The sequence below is a fragment of the Streptomyces sp. NPDC043427 genome (assembly GCF_056436655.1).
This window is the reverse complement of sequence record NZ_JBWKCC010000002.1, coordinates 453,767-477,949: the sequence shown is the minus strand read 5'-3', so window position 1 is coordinate 477,949 and position 24,183 is coordinate 453,767. Positions and strand designations below refer to the sequence as shown.

The window sequence follows — 24,183 nt, the reverse complement described above, 5'->3', positions numbered from 1 at the left end:
TGATGGCTCGTCGGTCAGCGTTCAGCCTCCCTGGGCGAGGTTGGTGACGAGCCCGGGGGTGGCGATGTCGAGGGAGCCCCGGAAGGCTTCCGTGGCTGCTTCGTGTGCGGCCTTCGGATCTGTCCCCGGCCACAGGTGGGTGAGCATGAGCCGGGCGGTGCCCGCCTGGCTCGCGTACCGGCCGGCCAGGCGCGCGGTCAGCAGATACGGCGCGTCCGCGGTCGGTACCTCGTGGACGTACGTGGCCTCCGACAGCAGCAGGTCGGCGCCCTGGGCGAGCCGTGGGATGTCGGGGCTCGGACCCGTGTCGCCGGTGTAGGCGAGCACGGCTTCCGGCGTGGTCAGTCGGATGCCGGCGTTGGGCACGAAGTGCGGCAGGAGCCAGGTATCGGTTCTGAACGGGCCGATGTCGAAGCGGTCGCCGGGCTTGAACTCGTGAAGGCGGTACGCCTCGGCGAGCATGCTCGGCTTGTCGAGCGCGAGAACGGCGTCGACCGCGCCGTGGGGTGCGTGGACCGGCAAGGCCGGCGGCGGCGTGTCACTCAGGCCTCGGGCACGCAGGAGAGGGTTGAGGTCGGCGCAGTGATCGGGGTGGCCGTGGCTGATCAGCACGGCGTCGATGGCGTCGACGGTGTGGTGCTCGAGCAGGCGTGGCAGCGTGGCGTACCCGGGGTCGATGAGCAGACGGAAGCCGGCGTACTCGACGAGGTAGCCGCTGCATGCCTGGACTGCGGTGGGCCACGCGCCGCAGCCGCCGAGAACGGTCAGTCGCATGTCACATGACAATAGTTCCCTCGGCGGTCAGGAGCGGGGATTTTTTCCGGCCGTCGGAGCGGACGTCAAGGTTCCTTCTTCTTCGACTTCTTTTTCTCCCCGGGGGCTTCCGGATCGCGGCCCGACGTCCTGACGTTCTCCAGCAGGAACTGGCCCTGACGGTCGACGGAACGGGTGACGGCTTCCTGGAGGATGCCGAAAGCGATGGCCCAGGCGATGATCTGGTCGGGTGTGTCGAGTGCTGTGAGGCCCGGGAAGAACTGTCCGCTGAGGAGGAGGATCCCGATCACGGCGGTGAGGGCGCCGACGGGAAGCCGTAGGAGGAGCAGTGCGGTTGCCACGTGATACGGGCCGGCCGTTCCTCGGACCTGGCGAAGGGAAACCGCTCCGGCGACGGCGGCCGCGAGCATGCCGACGAATTCGATGAACCACACGCCTTCCCAGTCCGGGCTGTCTCCGAATGGGCACACATTCATCTTCGACTTGGGGTCGTCGGGGTTCTCCGGAAAACAGAAGCGCGCACCGACGTCCGGTTCGGTGAGGGCCCACAGGGCGAGGGCGAGGGCGATCAACGCCATGACGGTCGTCGCCGCGCACAGGATCTGGGTGAAACTGCGGACCTTCGCCCGCTCCGACTCCTCCGCCTTGTATGCGGCGTGCAGGGTGCTGACGAGCAGTCCCCGGTGCTCTGCGGTGGCCTGTGTGGGGTCCGCTCCCAGGCTCTTCTCCAGGTGCTGCAACCGCAGGTCGTCCTGGTGCAGATGGAGCCGCGCCTCCGCGAGGACCGGCAGTCCCTTCCACCGCAGATCCTCGTCCGGGAGGATGCGCAGTATCGCGACTTCGGCCTCGTGGATGTTCGCCAGTGCCCTGTCCGTCGCTTTTCCTGTGAACCGTTCCTTACGGCTCTTCTGCTTCAGCGACCTTCTCGCGGCCTCGAGGTGTGTCTCCGCCTTTTTGAGGAATTCCGCGTCTCGAGCCGAAACCTGATTCCTCAGGCTGTTGATCTGCCCCTGAAGGTCGGCGATGTGGGCGGTGCTGCGCTGAGACCAGGAGGAATTTCTGTGTTCGGCGACATCGCCGTTCTCGTCCGTCGGTGGAACGCTTGGCATCTCTGCCCCCAGCCGGCTGTGGAGCGCCCCTACTTCATTGCACCCCAACACCGGGTGCTTCGCAATCCGGTGGCCTGGGCGCCCGCCCGCACAGGTCCCGCCCAGAGCCTTCTCATCCTCCTCTTATCCAGGCCTTATCCCTTCATCACGGACGGTCCCTACGTTGCGGCGCATGTTCTTCACCTACCTGAGGCGCGAGCTGCGCCGCCGCAGAAAGGCGGCCCTCGTCGTCGCCTCCGGGCTCGCGCTGGGCATCGCGCTGGTCATCGTGGTCAACTCCGTGTCCTCCGGGATGGGGAAGGCCCAGGACAAGGTCCTCGAGTCGCTGTACGGGCTGGGCACCGACATGACGGTCACCAAGGCGGCCGAGCCCACCGCCGACGCCTCTCAGCGGCCGCGTTTCCGGTTCGACGCGCAGGACAACGGCGACGACGCGGAGCAGAGCACCGACCGCGTGATGGTGCGGGGCTTTCAGACCCTGGCCACCTCGACCGTCACCAAGGTCGATGACCAGAGCGGGGTCTCCGAGGCGGTCGGCGGGCTCAGCCTCCAAGTCGTCAAGGTGAGTGGGCAGTTCACCCGCGGGCAGTTCGAGCGGAACGGCAACGGGGGCGGCCGGGGCGGTTTCGGCGGCCAGTCACAGGGCGAAGTGCGCGGAGGCGGCGCCGACTTCGACGTCAACAGCTACTCCGTCTTCGGTACCGACGTAGCCAAGCCGCAGCTCGGCCCGCTGACCTCCTCGAAGATCACCAGCGGCCGTACGTTCAAGACCTCCGAGACCGACGCCAAGGTCGCCGTCGTCGACTCGGCGTACGCCAAGGAAAAGAAGCTCAAGGTCGGCAGCACGGTCACCATCAAGAGCGTCAAGTTCAAGGTGATCGGCGTCGCGACGGCCGACAGCGGGGACTCGGCAGCCAACCTCTACGTTCCGCTGGCGCAGGCGCAGACGCTGAGCGACTCGAAGAACAAGGTCACCACGATCTACGTCAAGGCGACCGACTCGCAGAAGATCGACTCCGTCAAGTCCGCGATCCAGAAGAACGTCTCCGGTACGACCGTGACGACCTCCGCGGACCTCGCGGACACGGTGTCCGGCTCCCTCTCCACGGCGTCCAGCCTCGCCACCAACGTGGGCAAGTGGCTGTCCATCGCGGTGCTCGTGGCCGCTTTCCTGGTCGCCGGTCTGCTGACCTCGTCCGCTGTGTCGCGGCGGGTGCGGGAGTTCGGCACGCTGAAGGCGCTGGGCTGGAAGTCGGGGCGGGTGACTCGGCAGGTCGTCGGTGAGGCCATGGTGAACGGGCTGCTCGGCGGGGTGCTGGGCATAGCACTCGGGTTGGCGGGCGCGTACGTCGTCACGGCGGTCAGCCCGACTCTCCAGGCCCAACTGGGCGGCGGAGGAACGGGCGGGCCCGGTGGTGGCGGCGGCTTCGGTGGGCCCGGGCGGCAGGCGGCGGCCAGGACGCTGGACGTCGCGCTGACCGCGCCGGTGAGTCTGACGACCGTCGCGTTGGCGGTGGGGCTCGCGGTGGCCGGCGGTCTGATCGCCGGAGCGTTCGGTGGCTGGCGGGCGTCCCGGCTGCGGCCGGCGGACGCGCTGCGGCGCGTGGAGTAGCCGAGGCCGCAGGCCCGAACACCCGTATCCGACAACAGGAGTTGCACCCACCATGTACGAACTCAGAAGCGTCACCAAGCGCTACACCCGAGGCAAGGAAGCCGTCCTCGCGCTCGACGGCGTCGACCTGACGATCCCCGACGGCGACCGGCTGGTCATCCAGGGTCCCACCGGCGGGGGCAAGTCCACGCTGCTGCAGATGCTCGGCGGGCTCGACCGGCCCACCTCCGGGGAGGTCGTCCTGGACGGCACCGACCTGGGCAAGCTGTCCGAGGCCAAGCTCACCAAGGTGCGCAGCGAGAACATAGGCTTCGTCTTCCAGTCGTTCAACCTGATTCCCACGCTCACCGCGCAGGAGAACGTCGAGACCGCGCTCGTCCCGCTCGGAGTGAAGGGGAAGGAGCGGCGGGAGCGGGCCGCCGAGGCGTTGAGGTCGGTCGGGCTGGGGGAGCGGCTCGGGCATCTGCCCGGGGAGATGTCCGGCGGTCAGCAGCAGCGCGTCGCCATCGCCCGCGCGCTGGTGAAGCAGCCGAAGGTGCTGCTCGCCGACGAGCCCACCGGCAACCTCGACGAGGACATGCGGGACGAGGTGATGGACGTACTGGAGCGCATGTGGAAGGAGCTCGGGCTCACCTTCATCATGGTCACCCACGACTCCGCGATCGCGAGGAAGGCCCCCCGCGTGGCCACCATCCGCAAGGGCAGCATCACCGTGAAGGAGAACGTCGGCTCCTGAACGGCGTCTCCCCGAACGCTCCCTCACCACCTCTCAGGTGTATCGAGGCGCCTGTTCGCCCCCCGGCACACTGCGTGTTCCGGGGGGTTTGCACGTGTATGTACGGCTGGGGAGGCACGTGCGGCCCTACGCTCTGCCTTCGCCTTCGGGCCGCCCCTCGATCTTCCGCAGCAGCCCGAGCAGCGCCTCCCGCTCCGTCTCCGTCAGGCCCTGGAAGCACTCCGCGAGTACCGATTCCGCCACCTCGTGGCCCGCCTTCAGGATCCGCTCCCCCTCGGGTGTGAGGTGGTGCTCGATACGCCGGCCGCGCCCGGGGCGCCGGTCCACCAGTCCCTGCGCCACCAGTCGCCCGCCTAGCGTGCCGAACGCCTGCTCGCTCTGGAAGGTCGCCGCCGCGAGCTCCCGCGCGCTGGCGCCCGGCGTGCGGCCGATCGCCCGTAGTGCGTCCCACTGCGCGAGCGTGCTGCCGATGGACGTGAGGCGGGTGTCCAGTGCTCGGTGCTGGCGGTACTGGGCGGCCTTCACGGCTCTTCCGAGGATCTGCAGTTCAACGGGCATGTTCATCAGGCTAGCACCATGACTAAGCTTGCTTATATAAACATCCTTACTTAGAGTCCTGTCATGACCTCGGAGCTGACACTCACCGAATCCGGCCCCGCCGCCGGCCGCCCCGTCCTCGTCCTGCACGGCGGCGGTGGTCCCGTCACCGTCGCCCCGATCGCCGAGCACTTCGCCGCGACCGCCCATACCCTGCTGCCCACCCACCCGGGCTGGAACGGCACGTCCCGGCCCGACGGCTGCACCCGCGTGGCCGATCTCGCCGCCGCCTACCTCCGCCTCCTGCGCGACCGCCACCTGTCCGACGTCCTGGTCATCGGCTCCTCGCTCGGCGGCTGGATCGGCGCCGAGCTGGCCGCGGCCGACACGGAGGGTCTGATCAGCGGGATCGTTCTGATGAACTCGGTCGGCATCGAGGTCGACGGAGAACCGGTCCGGGACGTCTTCGCCCTCGACGCGCGGGGCGTCGCCGAGTACGCGTACCACGACTCCGAGCGCTTCTACGCAGACCCGGCGACCCTCCCGGCCGAGCGACTCGCCGTCATCCAGGCCAACATGGCTACCCTGCGCGTCTTCTCCGGCGGCCCCGCCATGAACGACCCCACCCTCCGCCCCCGCCTCGCGGCCGTCACATCCCCCACCCTCGTCCTGTGGGGCGAGAGCGACCGCATCGTGACGCCGGCGTACGGCAAGGAGTACGCCGCTTCCTTCGGAAACGCCCGCTTCGAAGTGGTGGCGGAAGCGGGCCACCTGCCCCATCTCGAACAGCCTGCGCGCACCTTCGCCCTGCTCGATGCCTTCGCCGCGGAGACCGGGCGCCGCTGAGGACGGTCAAACAGGCGCTGTCGCTGAGCGCTGAGCGAACAGCGCGCCGGAAGAGGAGCGTCCGGCAGGCCGTTCGTGCTTGCGTGACCCCATGACGGCTCAGACAGTCGAATACATCCGGTACCGCGTCCCCGAGGAACGGTCGGCCGAGTTCCTCGCCGCCTACGCGCGCGCGGCGACCCCGCTCGCCGCCTCACCCCAGTGCGTCGACTACGAACTCGCCCGCTGCGAGGAGGCCCCCGACCACTACATCCTGCGCATCACCTGGACCTCCACCAAGGACCACCTCCAGGGTTTCCGCACCTCCGAGCTGTTCCCGCCGTTCCTCGCCGAGATCCGGCCCTACGTCAGCGACATCGAGGAAATGCGCCACTACCGGCCCACCGACGTACGCGGCACGGGCGCGGCCGTCGCCACGCTGTACGACTGGGCGGGCGGCGCAGAGGCCTTCTCCCGCCTGACCGAGGTGTTCTACGGCAAGGTCGTCAAGGACGACCTCCTGGCCCCGCTCTTCGCCGGGCTCGCCCCCGACCACGCCGAGCACGTCGCCCTGTGGCTCGCGGAGGTCTTCGGCGGGCCCGCCCGCTACACCGCGACCCAGGGCGGCCACAGCCACATGGTCGCCAAGCACTTCGGCAAGAACATCTCCGAGACCCAGCGCCGCCGCTGGGTCAACCTCATCCAGGACGCGGCCGACGAGGCGGGCCTTCCCACGGACGCCGAGTTCCGCTCCGCGTTCCTCGCGTACATCGAGTGGGGCACACGCCTGGCGGTGTACTTCTCCGGCCCGGACGCCCAGCGGCCGACGGAGCAGCCGGTGCCGAAGTGGAACTGGGGTGCCGCGCCGCCGTACCAGGGATGACAGGGCCGCACGGGTGACGGGGCGGCGTCAGCCCCGAGGCGTCGCCGACCCCTTGCCCGCCCGGGTCGCGTCCGTGCCCCAGCTCGCCAGCAGGCGCAGCGCCTCCGCGGACGGGGAGCCGGGCTCGGCGTGGTACGTGATCAGCGTCTGCTCGCCGTCCTCGGTCAGGCGGAACGACTCGAAGGAGAGGGACAGGTCGCCGACGAGCGGGTGATGCATCCGCTTGATGCCGTAGCCCTTCTCCTTGACGTCGTGGGTGGCCCACAGCCGCCGGAACTCCTCGCTCTTCACGGAGAGCTCGCCCACCAGGGCGGACAGCTTCGGGTCGTCCGGATGGCAGCCCGCGTCCATGCGCAGATAGCTGACCACGTCGATCGCCTTCTGCTCCCAGTCCACGAACAGCTCGCGGTACTCGGGCCGCAGGAAGACCAGCCGTGCCCAGTTGCGCTCCGCCGGCGGCAGCTCCGCCCAGTCACCGAACAACGCCGCCGCCATCCGGTTCCACGCCAGGATGTCCGAGCGCCGCCCCCCGATGTGCGCCGGGACGTCCATCGCGTCCAGCAGGTGCCGCAGCGAGGCCCGCGGCTGCTGTGTGCGCGCCGCCGACTTCTTCTTGTGCTGCTTCGGCTTCGCCAGATGTGTCAGATGGGCGTGCTCGGCGTCGGTCAGCCTGAGCGCGCGGGCGATCGAGTCCAGCACCTCCGCCGACACGTTGCGCCCGTTGCCCTGCTCCAGGCGCGTGTAGTACGCCACGGACACGCCGGCCAGCTGCGCCAGCTCCTCCCGCCGCAGCCCCGGCACCCTGCGGCGGCGCGCGAAGTCCGGCAGCCCCACGTCCTCCGGCTTCAGCCGGGCCCGCCGGGTGCGCAGGAACTCGCTGAGCTCGGCACGCCGGTCCAGCGCCCCGGCTGCCGCGGGTTCGATGACGGATTCGGGCTGTTCGTCCATACGTCTCAGTATTCACGGTCGTACGCACACGAGCCTGCCCCCGCCAGTGGTAGGCACAGCGGACGTACGCAAAGCCGTGGCCTGGGTGGGCTCCCGGGGACCTGGCAGGCTGGGTCCCGTGCCCGGCAGAAGGCAGCCGGGCACGGAACCCTTTGCTAGGAGAACCCCCGGCATGACCACTGTTGCCGCTTACGCCGCACCCGCTGCCAAGGCTCCGCTGGAGCGCACGACGATCGAGCGCCGCACGGTCGGCGAGTTCGACGTCCTGATCGACGTCAAGTTCGCCGGAATCTGCCACTCCGACATCCACCAGGCCCGCGAGGGCTGGGGCGAGGCGATCTTCCCGATGGTCCCCGGCCACGAGATAGCGGGCGTCGTCTCCGAGGTCGGCCCGGGCGTGACGAAGTACGCCGTCGGCGACCGCGTGGGCGTCGGCTGCCTGGTCGACTCCTGCCGCGAGTGCGACAACTGCAAGGCCGGCCTGGAGCAGTACTGCACCGGCGGCAGCGTCGGCACGTACAACGCCCTCGACAAGAACGGCGAGCCGACCTACGGCGGCTACTCCGAGAAGATCGTCGTCGACGAGAACTTCGTGCTGCGCATCCCCGACGGCCTCAAGCTCGACGAGGCCGCGCCCCTCCTCTGCGCCGGCATCACCACCTACTCCCCCCTCCGCCACTGGAACGCGGGACCCGGCAAGAAGGTCGCGATCCTCGGCATGGGCGGCCTCGGCCACATGGGCGTCAAGATCGCGCACGCCCTCGGCGCGGAGGTGACGGTCCTGTCCCAGTCGCTGCGCAAGAAGGACGACGGCCTGAAGCTGGGCGCCGACCACTACTACGCCACCAGCGACCCGGAGACCTTCAAGAAGCTGGCCGGCACCTTCGACCTGATCCTGTCGACCGTCTCCGCCCCGCTCGACCTGGACGCCTTCCTGTCCCTGCTGCGCACCGACGGCGCCTTCGTCAACGTGGGAGCGCCCGAGGAGCCCGTCGCCCTGAACCTGTTCTCGGTGATCGGCGGCCGCAAGACCCTCGCCGGGTCCGGCATCGGCGGCATCCAGGAGACCCAGGAAATGCTGGACTTCTGCGCCGGGCACGGCTTCGGGGCGGAGATCGAGCTGATCCGCGCGGACCAGATCAACGAGGCGTACGAGCGGGTCCTCGCGAGCGATGTGCGGTACCGGTTCGTGATCGACACGGCGACGATCTGATCGCGGGCGGGTGTCGCGTTCCACGTCCCCGGCGCGGGTGTGCGCGCCGGGGACGCGCTGCGTCGAGGGGCGTCCGGGGGTTTGAGGCCGCGCAGGTGACCCCACACCAGCGCGGGCAGGCACAGCGACAGCACGAGCGCGGGCGGGGCCGGGCCTGCGCCCAGCCCCGCCCGTTCCGGCTGCCGGTCAGCCACAGCTTGACCTGCTCGGCGGCCCCCGGTTCGCTGTCCGCGAGGTACAGCTGCACGACGGCGGACGCCGCCACACCGATCCCGACACCGGTCAGCACGAACCGGCTCGGTTGCATACCGCGCCGCCGGGCGAGCAGGTCGCCTAGCGTGGGTGGTGGGAGTCCACGGCGTACACGCGTAGGGAGGCCCTCACCATGACCGTCCAGCTCAACCACACCATCGTCGCCGCGCACGACAAGAGGACCTCCGCCCGGTTCCTCGCCGACATCCTCGGCCTGGAGGTGAGCGAGCCGTACGGCCCGTTCATCCCGGTGGAGATCCCCAACGGCGTGACCCTGGACTACGTGGAGTCGCCCGACGAGATCACGCCGCAGCACTACGCGTTCCTGGTGTCGGAGGACGAGTTCGACACGATCTTCGCCCGCGTCCGCTCGGCCGGTCTGACGTACTGGGCCGACCCCTTCCACAGCCGCCCCGGCGAGATCAACCACAACGACGGCGGCCGGGGCGCCTACTTCGACGACCCGAACGGCCACAACCTGGAGATCCTGACGCGGCCGTACGGCAGCGGGAGCTGACCCGTCGGCGCCTCCGTCGCGGCGGCGCTCCGCATCGGTACCGGCAGCGCCCGGGCGCAGGACGAGGGCCTTCTCTCCCTGCTCGACGCACCCTCCGTCACGCTCGCCTGCTCCCCGGCGGGCCAGGTGGGCCCGGGCACCACCGTCACCGGCCCGCAGAACATCCCGTGCAGCCGGAGCGCGTCCCAGGGGACCGCCAGCGAGGGGCCCGACCACCAGGGTCGGGCCCCTCCGCGCGGGAGCCGGGTTCAGCCGGCCGGGTCGTCCAGCTCGTCCAGCAGTCCGGACACCGCGTCGGACCACGTCCAGCGCCCCGCGAGATCACTGCGCAGCTTCGACGCCCAGGCGAACGCCCCCTCCCGGTCCCGCAGTACGGCCTTGACGGCGTCGCTCCACGCCGCGACGTCCCGGGCGTCGTCCCCGGTCGTCTCCACCACGACACGGGCCGCGTCGTCCGGGGCGAGGAGCTTCTTGCTCAACAGCTCACCCAGCCCGCTGGCACTGCTCACCAGCACCGGCGCCCCCGCGGCGATGGCCTCCACACCGACGAGCCCGAAGCCCTCACCGCGGGACGGCATGAGCACCAGACTCGCGCTCCGCAGGTCGGCCGCCAGCCGTTCGTGCACGGTCGAGTACGGCCGTACCCGGACCGGCAGAGCCGGGTCCTGCGCCCACTCGCGCATGCTCGCCTCAAGCTGTCCCGACGTCCGCTCGGGGGCGCCCCGGACCAGCAGCTCGACGGCCGTCGCGCCGACGGGACGGCTCTGCCGCGCCAAGGCGAAGGCCCGGGCGGCCAGGTCGAGGCCCTTGAGGTAGTGGTCCTCGGCCCGCCCGAACAGAAGCGTCATCCACGGCGCGCCCGACGGCGGCGTACGGACGTCCGTGGTCTCGGCGTCGAATCCCGGATCGAACCGGAGGATCTTCCTCCGCTCGACCCCGCGCGCCTCCAGATCACGCAGGAACCAGTTGTACATCCGCGGCCCCACCACGACGGTGCGGTGCGCGCCCGCGCCCAACCCCAGCTCGATCTCCTGCCGTTCCTCCGCCAGGGCGCCGATGTCGACGCCCCGGTCGAGCTTGAGCCGCTCGATCTCGTCCGGGATCATGTGGATGAAGTGCAGGCGTCTTGCCCGGGGGAAGGCGTCACCGAGGTTCTGTGCGGCGGGGCCCGTGATGCGGCCGTGCCCGATGACGAAGTCCGGCTCGGCTCCGTCCGGCAACTCCGGCTTCAGGAAAAGTCGTTGCACGCCGGAGACGCCGGGCATCACCCGCGCCTCGACGAGCGTGACGCCTCTCGCCGCCGCGTCCTGGTGCTCCTGCGGTGACGCCTCCAGCACGACACAGAAGACCTGCGCCCCGGCCGCCGCCAACGCCGAACAGAGCTGGCGGTTGAAGGTGCTCAGACCGCCGTGCGCCGAGGACCACTCGGTGGCCAGGGCGAGGAAACGGATCCGGTCGTCCGGCATGGGCGCGCCGCTCGCTTTCTGGTGCTGGGGGAGAACCGGGCCGCCGTACTGGGGCCGGATCACTTCGGTGGGGAGACCGGTGACGGTCGGGGGCAGGACGGCATGGACCAGCGCCGGGGACGCCTCCCCGAATTGGCCGGACCGATGGTCCCAGTCGTACAGCAGTGCGGCGCGGATCCCGTCGGCCGTGGTGGGCGGAGCCGGTGTGTCGAGGTAGGCGCCGAGCAGTTGGGAGGCTCGGGGCAGGTCGTCGGCCAGCAGAGAGACGGCCGCCGCCAGCCATGTCAGGCTGCTTCCCGTTCTGTCGTCCGCCGGGGAGATCTTGGCGAGCGCCGTCCGCGCTCGGCCCACCTCACCGGCACCGAGCCAGCACATCACCTCGTGCATGGCGGGAGAGAGGTAGGTCGGGATCTCCGCACTGACCCGTCCCACGAACTCCGCGGCCTCCCGCCACAGACCCCGGCGTTCCAGCAACAGGGCTTCCGCGAGATTCGCCTGTATCTCCAGACCGCTTTTCCGCCGCAGCCAGCCGCGTACGTCTTCAAGCGGTTCGGCCGTGGGCTCGCCGGCGGCGTAGCGCACCGCCGTCTCCGCGAGCCGGTGCTGGTTGCCCTCCGAGCGTTCCATCCCCTCCTTCAGGACCTCGATCGCCTCGCCGATCCGACCTCGGTCGCGCAGACACAGGGCCAGCAACTGGTAGGCGCTGAACAGGTTCTTGGCCGGTGCCACATGCGCGACGGCCTTGCGTGCCGCCTCCGTGGCGGCATCCAGCCCCCCGCTGGCTCGCACGAGCTGCACCCACTGCACCCAGGGCTCGGCGCGGTCCTCCCCGACCGTGGAACGCTCCGCGTGCCGCAGGGCCTCGACGAGGTCGTCACGCCCACCCAGCCCTCGAAGGAGCTTCGCCAGGTGGAAGTGGGTGGCGGGGACGTCCGAGTGCGCGAGATAGATCCTGAGCAAAGCGATCCTCGCGTCACGTTCCCGGTCCGTGGACGGCTGTGGCGAGGACCAGTTGAACCGGCGCTCGACGTACTCGTGGACGGACCGCATCGCGGCCGCGAGGACGTCCTCCTTGCCGGCCTGTGTGAGATGGAACCGTGCGTGGTCGAGGGCCCCGGCGAGCACCAGGTCACGGGTGCGGACCCGGGCGGCCTCGTACAACGGCCGGGCGTACCACTCGCCGGCGCGGCGGTGCGCCTCGCGCCACGCCTCGCCGTCCCGCTGCATGCGCACGCCGTCGACCTCCCGGACCAGGGGATGGACCTGGTAGCGGGTGCGCGGGCCCGAGTCGCTCTGCCCTTCGGGGGCACGGGCGTTGAGAAGATAGCGTTCGAGCAGCTCGTCCACCCGCGTCTCGATGTCGACCGCGCCGCCGCCGATCGCCTCGACGAGCGGCCAGGGCGCCCAGTCCCGCAGCACGGACAGGTCCCGCAGGAACGCGCGCGTCTCGTCGGAGAGGCCTTCCGCCGCCTTCGCGAGCAGTTGGCGCTCGATGTCCTCGACGAGCTGCATCCGGAACGGGGCTCTGGGCAGGACCGCCGTGGGCGGAAGGAGGTCGTCCAGGGAGTGCTTCTTGAGAAGGAACCCCAGCAGGCGCAGGACTCGGGGGTTCGCGCCGAGGCGGCGGACCACCTCCACGCGACGCGCGACGGGGAACCGGACGTCGGCATCCTGCGCGGTGAGGCCCTTCAGAACGATCCTCGTGGCGTCCTCGCCGTCCGGGATCGGCAACTCCTCCACGTGGAAGGACTCGGTCCAGTCGGCGTCGACCCAGCGGTTCGACACCAGCCACAGACATCCGCCGTCCGGCGGCCGCTTCGCGAGCCGCTCCACCATCCTGGCCCAGGACTGCCGCAGTTGGCCGCCGGAGTCGAGCATGCGCTGGAACTCGTCGACGACGATCAGAGCGCCGCGCCGCAGCACCGCCCGCGCCGCCGACGCGAATTCCGCGTCGCCCGCGATCGAGGCCGCGAGGTCGTCGTGGCCGCCGTCCTCCAGCTGCTCCACGAGGCGGCTCACCAGCACGGCGTTCATGTCCGCGGCGTCGACGGGCACATCGATGCTCGCGGTCGGCACACCCGCGCGCCGCGCCCGGCCCACCAAGGGGCCGACCACCGCCCGTGTCTTCCCCACCCCCGACATCCCGGTCAGCACGGCCGCCCCGCACCCGTCACCGCGCCACGCCCCCCACAGCCTGCGCGCCGCCGCCTGACGCTCGTCACCGTCGAGGCCGGGAATCGGATCTGCGTCATGTCCCCGCGTCATAACCCTTTACTACAGCAGGCCGAGCTGTCGCCGCATCAGGTCGAACGGCGAAAGAGCAGGCGTACTCAGAGGTGGCGACCGGGTCACCCGATGAACCGAGGCTCCGGCCACCGGGTGATCGGCTCGTCGGCGATCGAGTAGATCTCCAGGCACGAGAGATAGCCCTCGTCCGTGAAGACCATGACCCCCGCGAAGTGCGGCCTGCCGTATGTGGCCTCAACGGCCGGATTCACGTGGGCCGTTGCCGGAGCTGCCGCCGTACGGTCCACGGCCAGGTCGACCGTCACGCATCCGCAACCGCAGCGGCCCACCACCCGCGTGTGGGGAAGCTGGGCGCGCAGGGCGCTGCGCACCGGATCCGAGCCGGCGAGCAGCGCCGCGAGGGTGGCGGACTCTTCCGGCGACAGTGGCTCAGCGATGGGACGGCTCCCGGGTCGGACGGACCAGGGGAACGGCCGTTGCGTTCTCGGTGGACTCCCGGAGGTCGCCGCGCAGGTGGGCCAGGAGTTCGTCGCTGGTGGGGTACGGGCGTTCCTGGGGGAGCAGGCGGGTCGCTGTGTCGAGGTCGCCCTTGCCCACGTGGGCGTGGATGGCGTGGGCGAGGGGCGTGACGTCGGTGATGCCGACCGTCCACTCGTCGGCGTAACGCCGTACGGCCTCGCTGGAGAGGCCGAGTTGGAGGGAGCGGTGAGGCAGGGGCCGTAGGCGCAGATCGCGTTCGGGGTCCCACTGGACGCGGGCGGGCGCACGCTTCAGCTGACGCTGCCAGGTGGCGCGGTCGGGGTGCACTCCGCGGGCGTAGCTCGACAGACAGGCATTGCGCAGCGCCCACTCGAAGCCGTCCCGGGTGATCTCCACGGCCAGGACGGTCTCCTGTCCTGCCTTGGTTCCCCACCCGCAGCGGTACATCATCCACAGGAACGACGGCTTGATCCACGTCATCCGGTCCCGCTTCCACGCGGCGGGAAAACGTCCCTCCCGGGCGGCGGGCAGACCGAGTCCGGGGGAGTAGGCCTGGTAGACGGTGATCGTGGCGTCCGTGTGGACGGCACGGATCTCGCGTTGCGCTTGTTCCATGGGTTACAGGGTGGGGTCCGTCGGCGTGGGCGGCCATTGATTTTCGACCGGGTGATTCCCGAGCAGCCACCGCCGGCGTGGGCGTTCCGTGACGAGGGTGGTGGCCACGAGAAGAGACACGAGGACCGCCGCGGGGACGGGCCATGCCGACCATGCGGCGATCACAGCCGCGGCAAGCTGGAGCAGCACGAGCAGGATCGTGACCGTACCCGAGACCGGGATGATCACCTGCGTCTTGTCCCCCGGCGTGGAGAAGACGGTCGGCAGGCCGATCAGTACGACCACCGCCAATACGGCGAGGGCCCATGAGTACGCGGACAGGGCCCACGGGGTGGCCACCCAGGCGACGAGTTCCGAGGCGAAGCGCAGGGCGGACGCGATGCGGTCGTCCGGTCTTTCCATGTGCGCGCCCCCGGGCTCTGCCGACCATCAGCGGAAGATCGTACGACGAGTCACACGACGCCGGGTACTCATTTGATGCGGAGCGTTCTTCGGGGCCGACGGTCCTACGAAAACGGCCCTCGAACTGCCATCAGCCACCCGGCGCGGGGTCGGCAGAGTCCGCGGGGGTGGAGGGCTGCAACTCGCCCGGCGGGACGGTCAGCTGCTCACGTACGTAGTTCCAGACCACCGCGATCAGCGCCGCGACCGGTACCGCGAGCAGGCTGCCCACGATGCCGGCCAGGCTGCCGCCCAGCGTCACCGCGAGCAGGACCACCGCCGCGTGGAGGCCGAGACCCCGGCTCTGGAGGATGGGCTGGAACACGTTGCCCTCGAGTTGCTGCACGACGACGATGATGGCCAGCACGATCAGCGCGTCGGTGAGGCCGTTCGAGACCAGCGCGATGAGCACCGCGACGAAACCGGCGAACAGGGCGCCGATGATCGGGACGAACGCGGAGACGAAGGTCAGTACCGCCAGCGGAAGCACCAGCGGTACCCCCACGATCCACAGACCGAGGCCGATCGCGACGGCGTCGAGCAGGCCGACGGCCGCCTGGGAACGTACGAACGCGCCCAGGGTGTCCCAGCTGCGCGCGGCCACGGTCGGGACGTCGATGGCGAGGCGGCCGGGCAACTGGCGGGCCAGCCAGGGCAGGAACCGCGGTCCGTCCTTGAGGAAGAAGAACATCAGGAACAGCGCCAGCACGGCTGTGATCAAGCCGTTGACCACCGTGCTCACTCCCGTGACGACAGCGGTGACCATGCTGCCGACGCCGTCCTGGGCGCGGGCGACCGCTGTGTCCATGGCCTTGGTGATCTGGTCGTCGCCTATGTTCAACGGCGGCCCCGCGGCCCACTCGCGCAGCCTCTGGATGCCCTCGACCACACCGTCGGTCAGCTCGCCCGACTGGGACGCCACCGGCACCGCGATCAGCGCCACGACCCCGACGGCGACCAGGAGGAACAGCACGGTCACCGCTGAAGCGGCCAGGGCGGGGGGCCAGCCGCGACGACGCAGGAAGCGCGCCAGGGGCCAGGTCAGTGTGGTGAGGAGCAGGCCTACGACGAGAGGCCAGACGACCGACCACATCCGGCCCAGCAGCCACAGCGCTGCCGCGAGCATCACAAGAACCAGCAGCAGGTCCACGGAAATACGCGCCGACGTGCGCAGCGCGGTTCTGGCTCTCGTGGGACTCAACGGGGCAGACATGGAGGTCACCCTATTGGTACTCAAGTCGTACTGGCCGGGGGTGGTTCGGGATGGGGTGCCGGTACGACTCGCTTGCGTCTGCCTGAGGTGCAATGAGGCGGGATGCTACGGGGTCTTCGTCAGCGGGGTGGACTCCGGGGAGGCCCGACCGCCCATGTCGAGACGGAACGGCGGGTACTCGTCCGTCATCAGCGCGGCGTAGGCGGCCACCCGCGCGACCCAGCGCGCCAGACCGATCAGGAAGTCGAACAGGTACATCGGATAACGGGCGGTGAACGCCAGGATGATCACGGCGACGAGAGAGAGAAAGGGAATCAGACCGCCGCCACTCCAGCGATCGCTCTCTCCTTCCCATCCCCAGTGCCCGAGGAAGATCCCGACCACGATGTACTGCGGAATCACCAGCAGCCACCACTTCACCAGGACCAGCCCGCGGGAGAGCCGCTCGGGATAGGCCACATCGAAACGCGCCGGGTAGTCGGGCACGTCCGCGAGGGTGAACGGCGGGTACTGGTCGGTGCCGAGGGCGGTGTGTGCGTAATAACTGACCCGCCAGTTCCACCTCAGTACACCGACACTGAACTCGAAGAGCGAGCGGGGGTACCGGCCGGTGAAAAGGATGGCGAAGAACGCGATCACGGTCACGACGGCGAACGCGATCCACAGGAAGAACAGCACGATGTAGTGCGGGATCGCGAGCAGCCACTTCACCAGCCACATCCACCGGGACAGCCGGGGATCCACAGATGCCTCGAGCCGTACAGCTGACGCACTGATCATGAATGCAGGCTCGCACGCTGAGCGGGAGGCCGCGACTCGAGGGAGTCACCTGGCCGCGACCCTCCACTTCTTGCACGTCATGCCCGTAGCGCTTTGAGGCCGTCGTAGGCGGCCATCAGGAACTCCACGCCCCGAGTGGCCTGGGCGGGTTCGCGCATGTGATTCGTCACGTACGCCACCGTCACACCCGAGTCGGGTTCGATCATGACGGTCGAGCCGCCCCAACCGCCCCATCCGTAGGTGCCGCCGAACCGGCCGTAGCCCAGGCCCCAGCTGATCGGCATGCCCAGGACGCGGTCCTCGCCGCTGAACTGTTCCTCCCACGCACGCTCACAGCCCGCCCGCGACAGCAGCCGCACCCCGCCCACGGATCCGCCGCAGGCCATCACCGACTGCACGAGGGCGACCGAACGGGCGTTGCCGAATCCGCTCGCCGCGGGGATCTGCGCCCGGCGCCAGGCCAGGCTGTTGCCGTCGCGGACGCGGATGCCGGTGGGGGAGGCCGGGGCCGCCTCGCTGCCGGGCGCGCTCGCGGTGTAGTCCTCGTCCCGGGACGGTGGCGGGACCGTCAACGCCACCCGGTGGTCGTGCTCGGCCGGCAGCCCGATACGGAAGTCCGCGCCCAGGGGCCCGGCCACCTCGTCGGCGAAGAACGCGCCCACGCTCCGACCCGTGATCCGGCGTATGACCTCGCCCACCAGGAATCCCTGGGTGAGCGAGTGGTACCCGGCCGCGCTGCCCGGCTCCCACTGCGGAGCCTGAGCGGCCAGCCGCGCCGTGGCGGACGACCAGTCGTACAGCTCGTCCACCGGACCGTCCCAGTCGGGCAGCCCGGCGGTGTGCGAGAGCAGGTGCCGCACCAGCACGCGCTCCTTGCCCGCCGCCGCGAACTCCGGCCAGTACCGGGCGACCGGCGCGGCCGGATCGAGTTCGCCGCGGTCGGCCAGCACCAGCGCGCACAGCGCCGTCATCGTCTTCGTGACGGACCAGACATTGACGATCGTGTCCCGCTGCCACGGCACCGTGCGCTCCGCGTCGGCGAACCCGCCCCACACGTCCACGACCGGCTCCCCACCCACGAACACCGCCACCGAGCCGCCCACGTCCCCCTCGTCCAGCAGCGCGGACAGCGCGTTGGGCACCGCGGTGAACAGACCGTCGTACGAGCCCTGAATGTCAGCCATGACCCATATCCAGCTCCCTCCGAGCGACGAAAGGCAACCGAATTACGGGCTGGGCTCGCCGACGGCCGACGAGCGCTCCCCCGGCGGCAGCTATTCGCTGCCCTGGATCCCGAGGGCAGCGCTCACCGGGCCCTGAGGTCAGCTGTCGGTCTTTGCCACACCGATCGGGCACGACACGCCCGTGCCGCCGATTCCGCAGTAGCCTGCCGGGTTCTTGTCGAGGTACTGCTGGTGGTAGGCCTCGGCCGGGTAGAAGGTGCGGCCCTCGGCGGGGAGGATCTCCGTGGTGATCGTGCCGTGGCCCGAGGACGTGAGGACCTGCTGGTAGGCCGTACGGGAGGACTCGGCGATGGCTGCCTGGGCGGGGGAGTGGGTGTAGATCGCGGAGCGGTACTGGGTGCCCACGTCGTTGCCCTGGCGGAAGCCCTGCGTGGGGTCGTGGTTCTCCCAGAAGGTCTTCAGCAGACGCTCGTACGAGATCAGCTTCGGGTCGTAGACCACGCGGACGGCCTCCGTGTGGCCCGTCAGGCCCGAGCAGACCTCCTCGTACGTGGGGTTCTCGGTGTAGCCGCCCTGGTAGCCGACCAGGGTCGTCCACACGCCCGCCGGGAGCTGCCAGAACTTGCGCTCGGCGCCCCAGAAGCAGCCCAGGCCGAAGTCGGCCACCTCCAAGCTCTCGGGGTAAGGGCCGAGGAGGGGGGTGCCCAGGACCGTGTGGCGGTCGGGGACCGAGAACACCGGCTCCGGGCGACCACGCAGAGCCTGGTCGGGCGTGGGCAGCTGAGGGGTACGGCTGTGCAGGAACATGCGGTCTCCACTTCGATCGAGGCTCCGGATGCGTCAACGTGCGGAGACGTCCCCGCATTCCGGCCCGCTGGTCCGGGAGACCGTCGCTCCCCGGACGGTCAGTGCGGCAGCGTCGCCGGACTGCCGCCGTTCGCCTCGAAGCCCGCCACCGCCAGCGCGCGGTAGACGGCGAACTCCGCGGCCGGGTCGGTGGACAGGGTCCAGGGCAGGGCGCCCACATGGCCGTCGACGTGGATCAGCTGGTTCATGGCCTCCGACCAGCGCTCGGCACGGACCAGGAAGAACACCAGCAGATGGCGTACGTGCGCGAGCATCGGGTCGTCCGAACGCGCCGAGTGCGCCGCGTGCAGCGCGCCGTGGATCGCCTTGGACACGACCTCGCTCCGGTAGAAGCCGGTGACCAGGTTCACCTCGGGCAGGTGCTCGAAGACCGCGAACAACGGCATCGCCGCCAGCAGGGAGCCGTGCGGAGCTCTCGCCGCCGCGGCCTCCGCGAAGGAGTACGCCAGCTCGCGCGAGCCGTGCCACTTCTCGCACCAGTAGTGCAGCGCCGCCAGATGCGCTCCCATGTGCGCCGGCGCGCGGTCCAGGATCTTCAGCCAGAGCTGCTCGAACTCCGACTGCGAGTACGCCAGCCCACGGGCCACCGACAGTTCGACGATGTACGGGATCGGGTCACCGGGGGACAGCAGCGCCGCCTGCCCGCAGGCGTCCCGCGCCTCCTCCATGATGATCCGGAACGCGTCGGTGCCCGGCGTGGCCGTGCGCCATGCCTGCTGCACCAGGAACTCGGCGTGCACCGCGGCCCCGCCCGCGTCCTTGGGTGCCTCGGCCCGCCACACCCGCAGCCACTGCCCGCCCGGCGCCTCGCTCACCCCACCGGGCCGCTGCTGCAGCTCCAGCGCGGCGGCACCGGCGAAGGCCTGCACACGCTGCCAGCGCAGCTCGCCCGCCGTCTCGGTCCCGGCGAGCAGTTGAGCGGCGGCCTTGTAGTCCTGGGTGCGCTGCACCAGGTCCAGGACGTCGAGCAGGTCCTGGTCGGGGCCGGGCATGCGGATGTCCAGCTCCTCCTGGCGCACGAACCCGTAGGTCGCGGGGTCCGCCGCGTCCGGGTGTCCCGGCGGGACCTGCTCGATCATGCCGCGCCTGCGCCTCATGACCGGCAGCAGCACGAAACCGATCATGACCAGGGCCATCAGGACCCAGAGAATCTCCATGTCTCAAGGGTTCCAGACGCCGCCGACAATTGGCCAACCTGATCGGCGGCCTGTGGAAAACCGGCGGTGGAAAACGCGCGGGGAAGTCGCACGGGGAAAAGGCGCACTACCCTCGGTGCCCATGAGCGACAGGCACATCAGTCAGCACTTCGAGACCCTCGCGATCCACGCGGGCAACACCGCGGATCCCCTCACCGGCGCGGTCGTCCCGCCGATCTACCAGGTCTCGACCTACAAGCAGGACGGCGTGGGCGGCCTGCGCGGCGGCTACGAGTACAGCCGCAGCGCCAACCCGACCAGGACCGCCCTGGAAGAGAACCTCGCCGCCCTCGAGGGCGGCCGCCGCGGCCTCGCGTTCGCGTCCGGACTGGCGGCCGAGGACTGCCTGTTGCGCACGCTGCTGAGCCCCGGTGACCACGTGGTCATCCCCAACGACGCCTACGGCGGCACGTTCCGCCTCTTCGCGAAGGTCGTCGCCCGCTGGGGCGTGGAATGGTCGGTCGCCGACACCAGCGACCCCTCCGCCGTCCGGGCCGCCATCACGCCGAAGACCAAGGTCGTGTGGGTGGAGACCCCCTCCAACCCGCTGCTCGGCATCACCGACATCGCCGCCGTCGCCCAGATCGCCCGGGACGCGGGCGCCAAGCTGGTCGTCGACAACACCTTCGCCACGCCGTACCTGCAGCAGCCGCTGGCGCTGGGCGCGGACGTCGTGGTGCACTCCCTGACCAAGTACATGGGCGGCCACTCCGACGTCGTCGGCGGTGCGCTGGTCGTCGGTGACCAGGAGCTGGGCGAGGAGCTGGCGTTCCACCAGAACGCGATGGGCGCGGTCGCCGGGCCCTTCGACTCCTGGCTGGTGCTGCGCGGCGCCAAGACGCTGTCGGTGCGCATGGACCGGCACAGCGAGAACGCCACCAAGGTCGCCGACATGCTCACCCGGCACGCGCGCGTGACGAGCGTCCTGTACCCGGGGCTGCCGGAGCACCCCGGTCACGAGGTCGCCGCCAAGCAGATGAAGGCGTTCGGCGGCATGGTCTCCTTCCGGGTCGCCGGGGGCGAGGAGGCGGCCGTCGAGGTCTGCAACCGGGCCAAGGTGTTCACGCTGGGCGAGTCCCTGGGCGGCGTCGAGTCGCTGATCGAGCACCCCGGGCGGATGACGCACGCGTCCGTGGCCGGTTCCGCCCTCGAGGTCCCCGCCGATCTCGTACGCCTCTCCGTGGGCATCGAGAACGTGGAAGACCTGCTGGAGGACCTCCAGCAGGCACTCGGCTAGCTGGTGAGCCCCTGCTTCGAGGGGCTCACCAGCCCGTGAGCGGTGGAGTCGTCTCCGACGGCGGCTCCACCCAGGGGCGGGCCGTCAGCGCCCACACCACGAACGCCACCGTCGCCGCGAACAGCAACAGCCACATCAGCCTGCGGGCGAGGACCCTGCGCCGCAGCATCCGCCCGCCGCGGCGCAGAACGTCCGCGTGCAGCTCCGGCGGCACCCGCGCCGGAGTGCGCTCCATGATCCGCCGTACGGCCGTCTCCCGCTCGGCCCGGTTCACGGCCGTCGCCCGTCAGGCAGTCGCCGTACGGTCTGCGCAGCCTGCGCAGCCTGCGCGGTCAAAGCGGCCCACGCGCTTCCCGCGGTTTCTTCCGCGCTCACGACGGCGCCACCTTCGCCCCCACCGCAGCCGCCGCCGGTTTGCGGGGCGGATGCAGCAGCGTGGCCGTCGCCCGGTCGCAGATCGCGTGGACGCGCTCCCTGGGTAGCCCGAGCAGCGCCGCCACCTGCTCCTCTGCAACCCCTTCGTACAGCCGCAGGACCAGGACCAGGCGCTCCTGCGGGGCGAGCCGGGCCAGGGTGCCACCGGCGTGCGGGCGGCCACGGGGGAAGGCGCCGTGCTGGTGCCAGGCGCCGCGTGCGAAGCGGGCGGCCAGGTACTGGCGGGCGAGGTCGTAGGGATCCTCGCCGCGCAGCCCGTCCCAGCACGCGTACGTGTGGGCGAGGGCGAGGGTCAGCAGACGCCGCGCGCGCGGATTGTCTTGCGGCGTCTCCGCGGTGAGCAGCGTCGCCGTGTGCAGCAGCCGACCCGCCGCACCCGCGACGAACGCCTCGAACTCCCTGGTCCGGCGGGCGCTCTGGGCCGCCTGCCGTTGTCCCATCACGCCTCCCGCCTGAGGACGACCCCGAGGAACCCGGTGCTGGCACCCGGGCCATACGTGTCTCATATGAGGTCAGGGTCGGCCCGCCGGTCAAGGGCCGCGCACGGGCGGGATTCGCCCGGGATCAGACGGGCGCCCGGGCTCAGGACGCGGACGGCGGCTCCGCCCCCGGCAGCCCCTGGGCCGCCATCCGGGTGGACAGCGCGGTGTTGAAGCGCGTCAGCAGCGTGCAGAACGCCTCGCGCTCCTCGGGCGCCCAGTCCTGCGTCAGCTCGGCCATCAGCTGACGCCGGGAGGAGCGCACCTCCTCCAGCCGCGACAGCCCGCGCGGGGACAGCTGGAGCACCACCGCCCGCCCGTCCTCGGGGTGCGAGGTGCGCTTGACCAGGCCGGTGTCGACGAGCGGAGCCACCTGCCGGGTGACCGTCGAGGAGTCGATGCCCATGCTCGCGGCGAGCGCCTTGACGCCCATCGGGCCCTCCTTGTCGAGCCGGTTGAGCAGGAGGTACGCGGCGCGGTCCATGGAGTTGCGCACCTGCCCGACGCCGCCGAGCCGGGTCTGTTCGGCACGGCGCGCGAAGACCGCCACCTCGTGCTGCAGCGTGTCGAGGAGACCTGTGTCACCAAAGGTCGTCATGTCCATCGACATTTCAGGTGTTGTGGGCATGGCCGGGGGCTCACTTCAGGAAGAGTGCTGGAGTTGGGGGACAGGTTACGCGGCCGGAAGGCAGGCCGTACGGGCGCTGCGCAAACCGGTCTCGGTGGTTGGTCACAACCGCGGTCGGCGCCTGTGAACTGCGATGCTTGAGTCATGAGCTACAGCACCGCTGACTCCTTGCGTCCCGTCACTCTCGACGATGTGCGCGGCGCCCAGAAGATGCTCGCGGGGGTGGCGCGGGTGACCGGGATGGAGGGCAGCAGGCGGCTGTCGCAGCTGGTGGGCGCGCCGGTGCACTTCAAGTGCGAGAACCTGCAGCGGACGGGGTCGTTCAAGCTGCGCGGCGCGTACGTCCGTATCGCCGGACTGCTGCCGGAGGAGCGGGCCGCCGGGGTCGTCGCCGCGAGCGCGGGCAACCACGCGCAGGGCGTGGCCCTCGCGTCCTCGCTCCTGGGCGTGCACTCCACGGTGTTCATGCCGAAGGGCGCTCCGCTGCCGAAGATCAGCGCCACGCGGGAGTACGGCGCCGAGGTGCGCCTGCACGGCCAGGTGGTCGACGAGACGCTGGCCGCCGCGCAGGAGTACGCGGCCGAGACGGGCGCGGTGTTCATCCACCCCTTCGACCACGCCGACGTCATCGCGGGCCAGGGCACGGTCGGCCTGGAGATCCTGGAGCAGTGCCCGGAGGTGCGCACGATCGTCGTCGGGATCGGCGGCGGGGGGCTGGCGGCCGGTATCGCGGTGGCGGTGAAGGCGCTGCGGCCCGACGTACGGATCGTAGGCGTGCAGGCGGCCGGCGCGGCCGCGTACCCGCCCTCGCTGGCGGCGGGGCGTCCGCTGGCGGTCGAGCACCCGGCGACGATGGCCGACGGCATCAAGGTCGGACGGCCCGGCGACGTGCCGTTCGGGATCGTCGGGGACCTGGTGGACGAGGTCCGCACGGTGACGGAGGACGAGCTGTCCACCGCGCTGCTGCACTGCATGGAGCGCGCCAAGCTGGTCGTGGAGCCGGCCGGGGCGAGCCCGGTCGCGGCACTGCTGAGCGACCCCGGCGCCTTCGAGGGGCCGGTCGTGGCGGTGCTGTCCGGCGGCAACGTCGACCCGCTGCTGCTCCAGCGCATCCTGCGGCACGGCATGTCGGCGCAGGGCCGCTACCTGGCCGTCCGGGTCCGGCTGACCGACCGGCCGGGCGCCCTCGCCGCACTGCTGGGGGTGTTGTCAGTGGTCGACGCTAATGTCCTCGACGTGAGCCATGTCCGGACCCACCCGCGGCTCGGGCTCACGGAGGCGGAGGTCGAGCTGCACCTGGAGACGAAGGGGCCGGCGCACTGCGCCGAGGTCGAGCAGTCCTTGCGCGAGGCGGGCTACACGGTCATCGGCTGAGGTCAGGGGCCTCTTGTCACTCGATCGGGCGTTGGTCCGGCACGTGCATTGAGAGACGCGATACATCGCGTTATGGTGTGTTGCGAACCCAGGCTTTCCGAAGTATCCGGCTCACCGAAGAATCCCCGATGACGT

25 protein-coding genes are annotated in these 24,183 nt (G+C 70.5%); 8 read left to right on the top strand and 17 right to left on the bottom strand.

Annotation, left to right across the window (positions count from 1 at the left end):
• Window positions 1-21: 21 nt before the first annotated feature.
• Both AC067M_RS06070 and AC067M_RS06065 read right to left on the bottom strand, forming a co-directional pair.
• On the bottom strand, window positions 22-774 hold the full coding sequence (locus tag AC067M_RS06070) for an MBL fold metallo-hydrolase (protein WP_478695760.1): 753 nt from the start codon (window positions 772-774) through the stop codon (window positions 22-24).
• Window positions 775-839: 65 nt separating this feature from the next.
• On the bottom strand, window positions 840-1,883 hold the full coding sequence (locus tag AC067M_RS06065) for a hypothetical protein (protein ID WP_478695759.1): 1,044 nt from the start codon (window positions 1,881-1,883) through the stop codon (window positions 840-842).
• A gap of 172 nt (window positions 1,884-2,055) precedes the next feature.
• Between AC067M_RS06065 and AC067M_RS06060 the strand changes: the two genes are divergently transcribed.
• Together AC067M_RS06060 and AC067M_RS06055 are read left to right on the top strand one after the other, a co-directional pair.
• On the top strand, window positions 2,056-3,495 hold the full coding sequence (locus AC067M_RS06060) for an ABC transporter permease (RefSeq protein WP_478695758.1): 1,440 nt from the start codon (window positions 2,056-2,058) through the stop codon (window positions 3,493-3,495).
• Window positions 3,496-3,547: 52 nt separating this feature from the next.
• Complete coding sequence (locus AC067M_RS06055) at window positions 3,548-4,231, top strand: ABC transporter ATP-binding protein (protein WP_478695757.1); 684 nt, start codon at window positions 3,548-3,550, stop codon at window positions 4,229-4,231.
• 126 nt (window positions 4,232-4,357) lie between these two features.
• Here the strand turns inward: AC067M_RS06055 and AC067M_RS06050 are convergent, their stop codons facing one another.
• Window positions 4,358-4,789 carry a MarR family winged helix-turn-helix transcriptional regulator gene (locus tag AC067M_RS06050; protein WP_478695756.1) on the bottom strand — a complete coding sequence of 144 codons (432 nt, stop codon included), beginning with the start codon at window positions 4,787-4,789 and terminating at the stop codon, window positions 4,358-4,360.
• 63 nt (window positions 4,790-4,852) lie between these two features.
• Here AC067M_RS06050 and AC067M_RS06045 point away from each other — a divergent pair, with 63 nt between their 5' ends.
• Both AC067M_RS06045 and AC067M_RS06040 read left to right on the top strand, forming a co-directional pair.
• Window positions 4,853-5,614 carry an alpha/beta fold hydrolase gene (locus AC067M_RS06045; RefSeq protein WP_478695755.1) on the top strand — a complete coding sequence of 254 codons (762 nt, stop codon included), beginning with the start codon at window positions 4,853-4,855 and terminating at the stop codon, window positions 5,612-5,614.
• A 91-nt stretch (window positions 5,615-5,705) separates the two neighbouring features.
• On the top strand, window positions 5,706-6,476 hold the full coding sequence (locus tag AC067M_RS06040) for a globin domain-containing protein (RefSeq protein WP_478695754.1): 771 nt from the start codon (window positions 5,706-5,708) through the stop codon (window positions 6,474-6,476).
• A gap of 27 nt (window positions 6,477-6,503) precedes the next feature.
• On the opposite strand, the gene AC067M_RS06035 is transcribed toward AC067M_RS06040, so the two are convergent.
• Window positions 6,504-7,424 carry a helix-turn-helix domain-containing protein gene (locus AC067M_RS06035; protein ID WP_478695753.1) on the bottom strand — a complete coding sequence of 307 codons (921 nt, stop codon included), beginning with the start codon at window positions 7,422-7,424 and terminating at the stop codon, window positions 6,504-6,506.
• Window positions 7,425-7,596: 172 nt separating this feature from the next.
• Between AC067M_RS06035 and AC067M_RS06030 the strand changes: the two genes are divergently transcribed.
• Entirely contained in the window at window positions 7,597-8,637 is a 1,041-nt protein-coding gene (locus AC067M_RS06030) for an NAD(P)-dependent alcohol dehydrogenase (protein WP_478695752.1), read from the top strand.
• On the opposite strand, the gene AC067M_RS06025 is transcribed toward AC067M_RS06030, so the two are convergent.
• Window positions 8,564-8,944: a hypothetical protein gene (locus AC067M_RS06025; protein WP_478695751.1), complete on the bottom strand. Its 381-nt coding sequence runs from the start codon at window positions 8,942-8,944 to the stop codon at window positions 8,564-8,566. The genes AC067M_RS06030 and AC067M_RS06025 overlap by 74 nt on opposite strands.
• Before the next feature lie 78 nt (window positions 8,945-9,022).
• On the opposite strand from AC067M_RS06025, the gene AC067M_RS06020 reads away from it, so the two are divergent.
• Window positions 9,023-9,406, top strand: coding sequence for a VOC family protein (locus tag AC067M_RS06020; RefSeq protein ID WP_478695750.1), 384 nt, complete (start codon window positions 9,023-9,025; stop codon window positions 9,404-9,406).
• Window positions 9,407-9,654: 248 nt separating this feature from the next.
• On the opposite strand, the gene AC067M_RS06015 is transcribed toward AC067M_RS06020, so the two are convergent.
• The 9 genes from AC067M_RS06015 to AC067M_RS05975 all read right to left on the bottom strand — a co-directional run bounded on the left by AC067M_RS06015 (window position 9,655) and on the right by AC067M_RS05975 (window position 19,856).
• Window positions 9,655-13,137, bottom strand: a complete 3,483-nt coding sequence (locus AC067M_RS06015) for a glycosyltransferase (RefSeq protein WP_478695749.1) — start codon at window positions 13,135-13,137, stop codon at window positions 9,655-9,657.
• An 83-nt stretch (window positions 13,138-13,220) separates the two neighbouring features.
• Complete coding sequence (locus AC067M_RS06010; RefSeq protein WP_478695748.1) at window positions 13,221-13,424, bottom strand: hypothetical protein; 204 nt, start codon at window positions 13,422-13,424, stop codon at window positions 13,221-13,223.
• A gap of 124 nt (window positions 13,425-13,548) precedes the next feature.
• A complete protein-coding gene (locus tag AC067M_RS06005; RefSeq protein WP_478695747.1) occupies window positions 13,549-14,214 on the bottom strand; it encodes a DUF4291 domain-containing protein in 666 nt (221 codons plus the stop codon).
• Between the two features lie 3 nt (window positions 14,215-14,217).
• Window positions 14,218-14,616 carry a hypothetical protein gene (locus tag AC067M_RS06000; protein WP_478695746.1) on the bottom strand — a complete coding sequence of 133 codons (399 nt, stop codon included), beginning with the start codon at window positions 14,614-14,616 and terminating at the stop codon, window positions 14,218-14,220.
• A gap of 130 nt (window positions 14,617-14,746) precedes the next feature.
• On the bottom strand, window positions 14,747-15,868 hold the full coding sequence (locus tag AC067M_RS05995) for an AI-2E family transporter (protein WP_478695745.1): 1,122 nt from the start codon (window positions 15,866-15,868) through the stop codon (window positions 14,747-14,749).
• Window positions 15,869-15,973: 105 nt separating this feature from the next.
• Window positions 15,974-16,648, bottom strand: a complete 675-nt coding sequence (locus tag AC067M_RS05990; protein ID WP_478695744.1) for a DUF4389 domain-containing protein — start codon at window positions 16,646-16,648, stop codon at window positions 15,974-15,976.
• 77 nt (window positions 16,649-16,725) lie between these two features.
• Window positions 16,726-17,832 carry a serine hydrolase domain-containing protein gene (locus AC067M_RS05985; RefSeq protein WP_478695743.1) on the bottom strand — a complete coding sequence of 369 codons (1,107 nt, stop codon included), beginning with the start codon at window positions 17,830-17,832 and terminating at the stop codon, window positions 16,726-16,728.
• Window positions 17,833-17,970: 138 nt separating this feature from the next.
• Window positions 17,971-18,639 carry a peptide-methionine (S)-S-oxide reductase MsrA gene (msrA, locus tag AC067M_RS05980; RefSeq protein WP_478695742.1) on the bottom strand — a complete coding sequence of 223 codons (669 nt, stop codon included), beginning with the start codon at window positions 18,637-18,639 and terminating at the stop codon, window positions 17,971-17,973.
• 98 nt (window positions 18,640-18,737) lie between these two features.
• A complete protein-coding gene (locus AC067M_RS05975) occupies window positions 18,738-19,856 on the bottom strand; it encodes a hypothetical protein (protein ID WP_478695741.1) in 1,119 nt (372 codons plus the stop codon).
• Window positions 19,857-19,977: 121 nt separating this feature from the next.
• Here AC067M_RS05975 and AC067M_RS05970 point away from each other — a divergent pair, with 121 nt between their 5' ends.
• Window positions 19,978-21,132 (top strand): cystathionine gamma-synthase, encoded by a 1,155-nt coding sequence (locus tag AC067M_RS05970; RefSeq protein ID WP_478695740.1) that lies wholly within the window; start codon window positions 19,978-19,980, stop codon window positions 21,130-21,132.
• Between the two features lie 25 nt (window positions 21,133-21,157).
• On the opposite strand, the gene AC067M_RS05965 is transcribed toward AC067M_RS05970, so the two are convergent.
• The 3 genes from AC067M_RS05965 to AC067M_RS05955 all read right to left on the bottom strand — a co-directional run bounded on the left by AC067M_RS05965 (window position 21,158) and on the right by AC067M_RS05955 (window position 22,656).
• Window positions 21,158-21,406, bottom strand: coding sequence for a hypothetical protein (locus AC067M_RS05965; protein ID WP_478695739.1), 249 nt, complete (start codon window positions 21,404-21,406; stop codon window positions 21,158-21,160).
• A 97-nt stretch (window positions 21,407-21,503) separates the two neighbouring features.
• Window positions 21,504-22,007: a sigma factor-like helix-turn-helix DNA-binding protein gene (locus AC067M_RS05960; protein WP_478695738.1), complete on the bottom strand. Its 504-nt coding sequence runs from the start codon at window positions 22,005-22,007 to the stop codon at window positions 21,504-21,506.
• Window positions 22,008-22,149: 142 nt separating this feature from the next.
• Window positions 22,150-22,656: a MarR family winged helix-turn-helix transcriptional regulator gene (locus tag AC067M_RS05955; RefSeq protein WP_478695997.1), complete on the bottom strand. Its 507-nt coding sequence runs from the start codon at window positions 22,654-22,656 to the stop codon at window positions 22,150-22,152.
• A 162-nt stretch (window positions 22,657-22,818) separates the two neighbouring features.
• Here AC067M_RS05955 and ilvA point away from each other — a divergent pair, with 162 nt between their 5' ends.
• Window positions 22,819-24,048, top strand: coding sequence for a threonine ammonia-lyase (gene ilvA / locus AC067M_RS05950; RefSeq protein ID WP_478695737.1), 1,230 nt, complete (start codon window positions 22,819-22,821; stop codon window positions 24,046-24,048).
• The last annotated feature ends 135 nt before the right edge of the window (window positions 24,049-24,183 follow it).

Excerpts from the sequence above, each read along its gene's own strand:
- AC067M_RS06070 (WP_478695760.1), bottom strand. The coding sequence starts at position 774 with ATGCGACTGACCGTTCTCGGCGGCTGCGGCGCGTGGCCCACCGCAGTC.
- AC067M_RS06000 (WP_478695746.1), bottom strand. The coding sequence starts at position 14,616 with ATGGAAAGACCGGACGACCGCATCGCGTCCGCCCTGCGCTTCGCCTCG.
- AC067M_RS06060 (WP_478695758.1), top strand. The coding sequence starts at position 2,056 with ATGTTCTTCACCTACCTGAGGCGCGAGCTGCGCCGCCGCAGAAAGGCG.
- AC067M_RS06015 (WP_478695749.1), bottom strand. The coding sequence starts at position 13,137 with ATGACGCGGGGACATGACGCAGATCCGATTCCCGGCCTCGACGGTGAC.
- AC067M_RS06050 (WP_478695756.1), bottom strand. The coding sequence starts at position 4,789 with ATGCCCGTTGAACTGCAGATCCTCGGAAGAGCCGTGAAGGCCGCCCAG.
- AC067M_RS05985 (WP_478695743.1), bottom strand. The coding sequence starts at position 17,832 with ATGGCTGACATTCAGGGCTCGTACGACGGTCTGTTCACCGCGGTGCCC.
- AC067M_RS06025 (WP_478695751.1), bottom strand. The coding sequence starts at position 8,944 with ATGCAACCGAGCCGGTTCGTGCTGACCGGTGTCGGGATCGGTGTGGCG.
- AC067M_RS05960 (WP_478695738.1), bottom strand. The coding sequence starts at position 22,007 with ATGGGACAACGGCAGGCGGCCCAGAGCGCCCGCCGGACCAGGGAGTTC.
- AC067M_RS06045 (WP_478695755.1), top strand. The coding sequence starts at position 4,853 with ATGACCTCGGAGCTGACACTCACCGAATCCGGCCCCGCCGCCGGCCGC.
- AC067M_RS06055 (WP_478695757.1), top strand. The coding sequence starts at position 3,548 with ATGTACGAACTCAGAAGCGTCACCAAGCGCTACACCCGAGGCAAGGAA.
- AC067M_RS06035 (WP_478695753.1), bottom strand. The coding sequence starts at position 7,424 with ATGGACGAACAGCCCGAATCCGTCATCGAACCCGCGGCAGCCGGGGCG.
- AC067M_RS06030 (WP_478695752.1), top strand. The coding sequence starts at position 7,597 with ATGACCACTGTTGCCGCTTACGCCGCACCCGCTGCCAAGGCTCCGCTG.
- AC067M_RS05955 (WP_478695997.1), bottom strand. The coding sequence starts at position 22,656 with ATGTCGATGGACATGACGACCTTTGGTGACACAGGTCTCCTCGACACG.
- AC067M_RS06020 (WP_478695750.1), top strand. The coding sequence starts at position 9,023 with ATGACCGTCCAGCTCAACCACACCATCGTCGCCGCGCACGACAAGAGG.
- AC067M_RS05970 (WP_478695740.1), top strand. The coding sequence starts at position 19,978 with ATGAGCGACAGGCACATCAGTCAGCACTTCGAGACCCTCGCGATCCAC.
- AC067M_RS05995 (WP_478695745.1), bottom strand. The coding sequence starts at position 15,868 with ATGTCTGCCCCGTTGAGTCCCACGAGAGCCAGAACCGCGCTGCGCACG.
- AC067M_RS06040 (WP_478695754.1), top strand. The coding sequence starts at position 5,706 with ATGACGGCTCAGACAGTCGAATACATCCGGTACCGCGTCCCCGAGGAA.
- AC067M_RS05975 (WP_478695741.1), bottom strand. The coding sequence starts at position 19,856 with ATGGAGATTCTCTGGGTCCTGATGGCCCTGGTCATGATCGGTTTCGTG.
- ilvA (WP_478695737.1), top strand. The coding sequence starts at position 22,819 with ATGAGCTACAGCACCGCTGACTCCTTGCGTCCCGTCACTCTCGACGAT.
- AC067M_RS06005 (WP_478695747.1), bottom strand. The coding sequence starts at position 14,214 with ATGGAACAAGCGCAACGCGAGATCCGTGCCGTCCACACGGACGCCACG.
- msrA (WP_478695742.1), bottom strand. The coding sequence starts at position 18,639 with ATGTTCCTGCACAGCCGTACCCCTCAGCTGCCCACGCCCGACCAGGCT.
- AC067M_RS05990 (WP_478695744.1), bottom strand. The coding sequence starts at position 16,648 with ATGATCAGTGCGTCAGCTGTACGGCTCGAGGCATCTGTGGATCCCCGG.
- AC067M_RS06065 (WP_478695759.1), bottom strand. The coding sequence starts at position 1,883 with ATGCCAAGCGTTCCACCGACGGACGAGAACGGCGATGTCGCCGAACAC.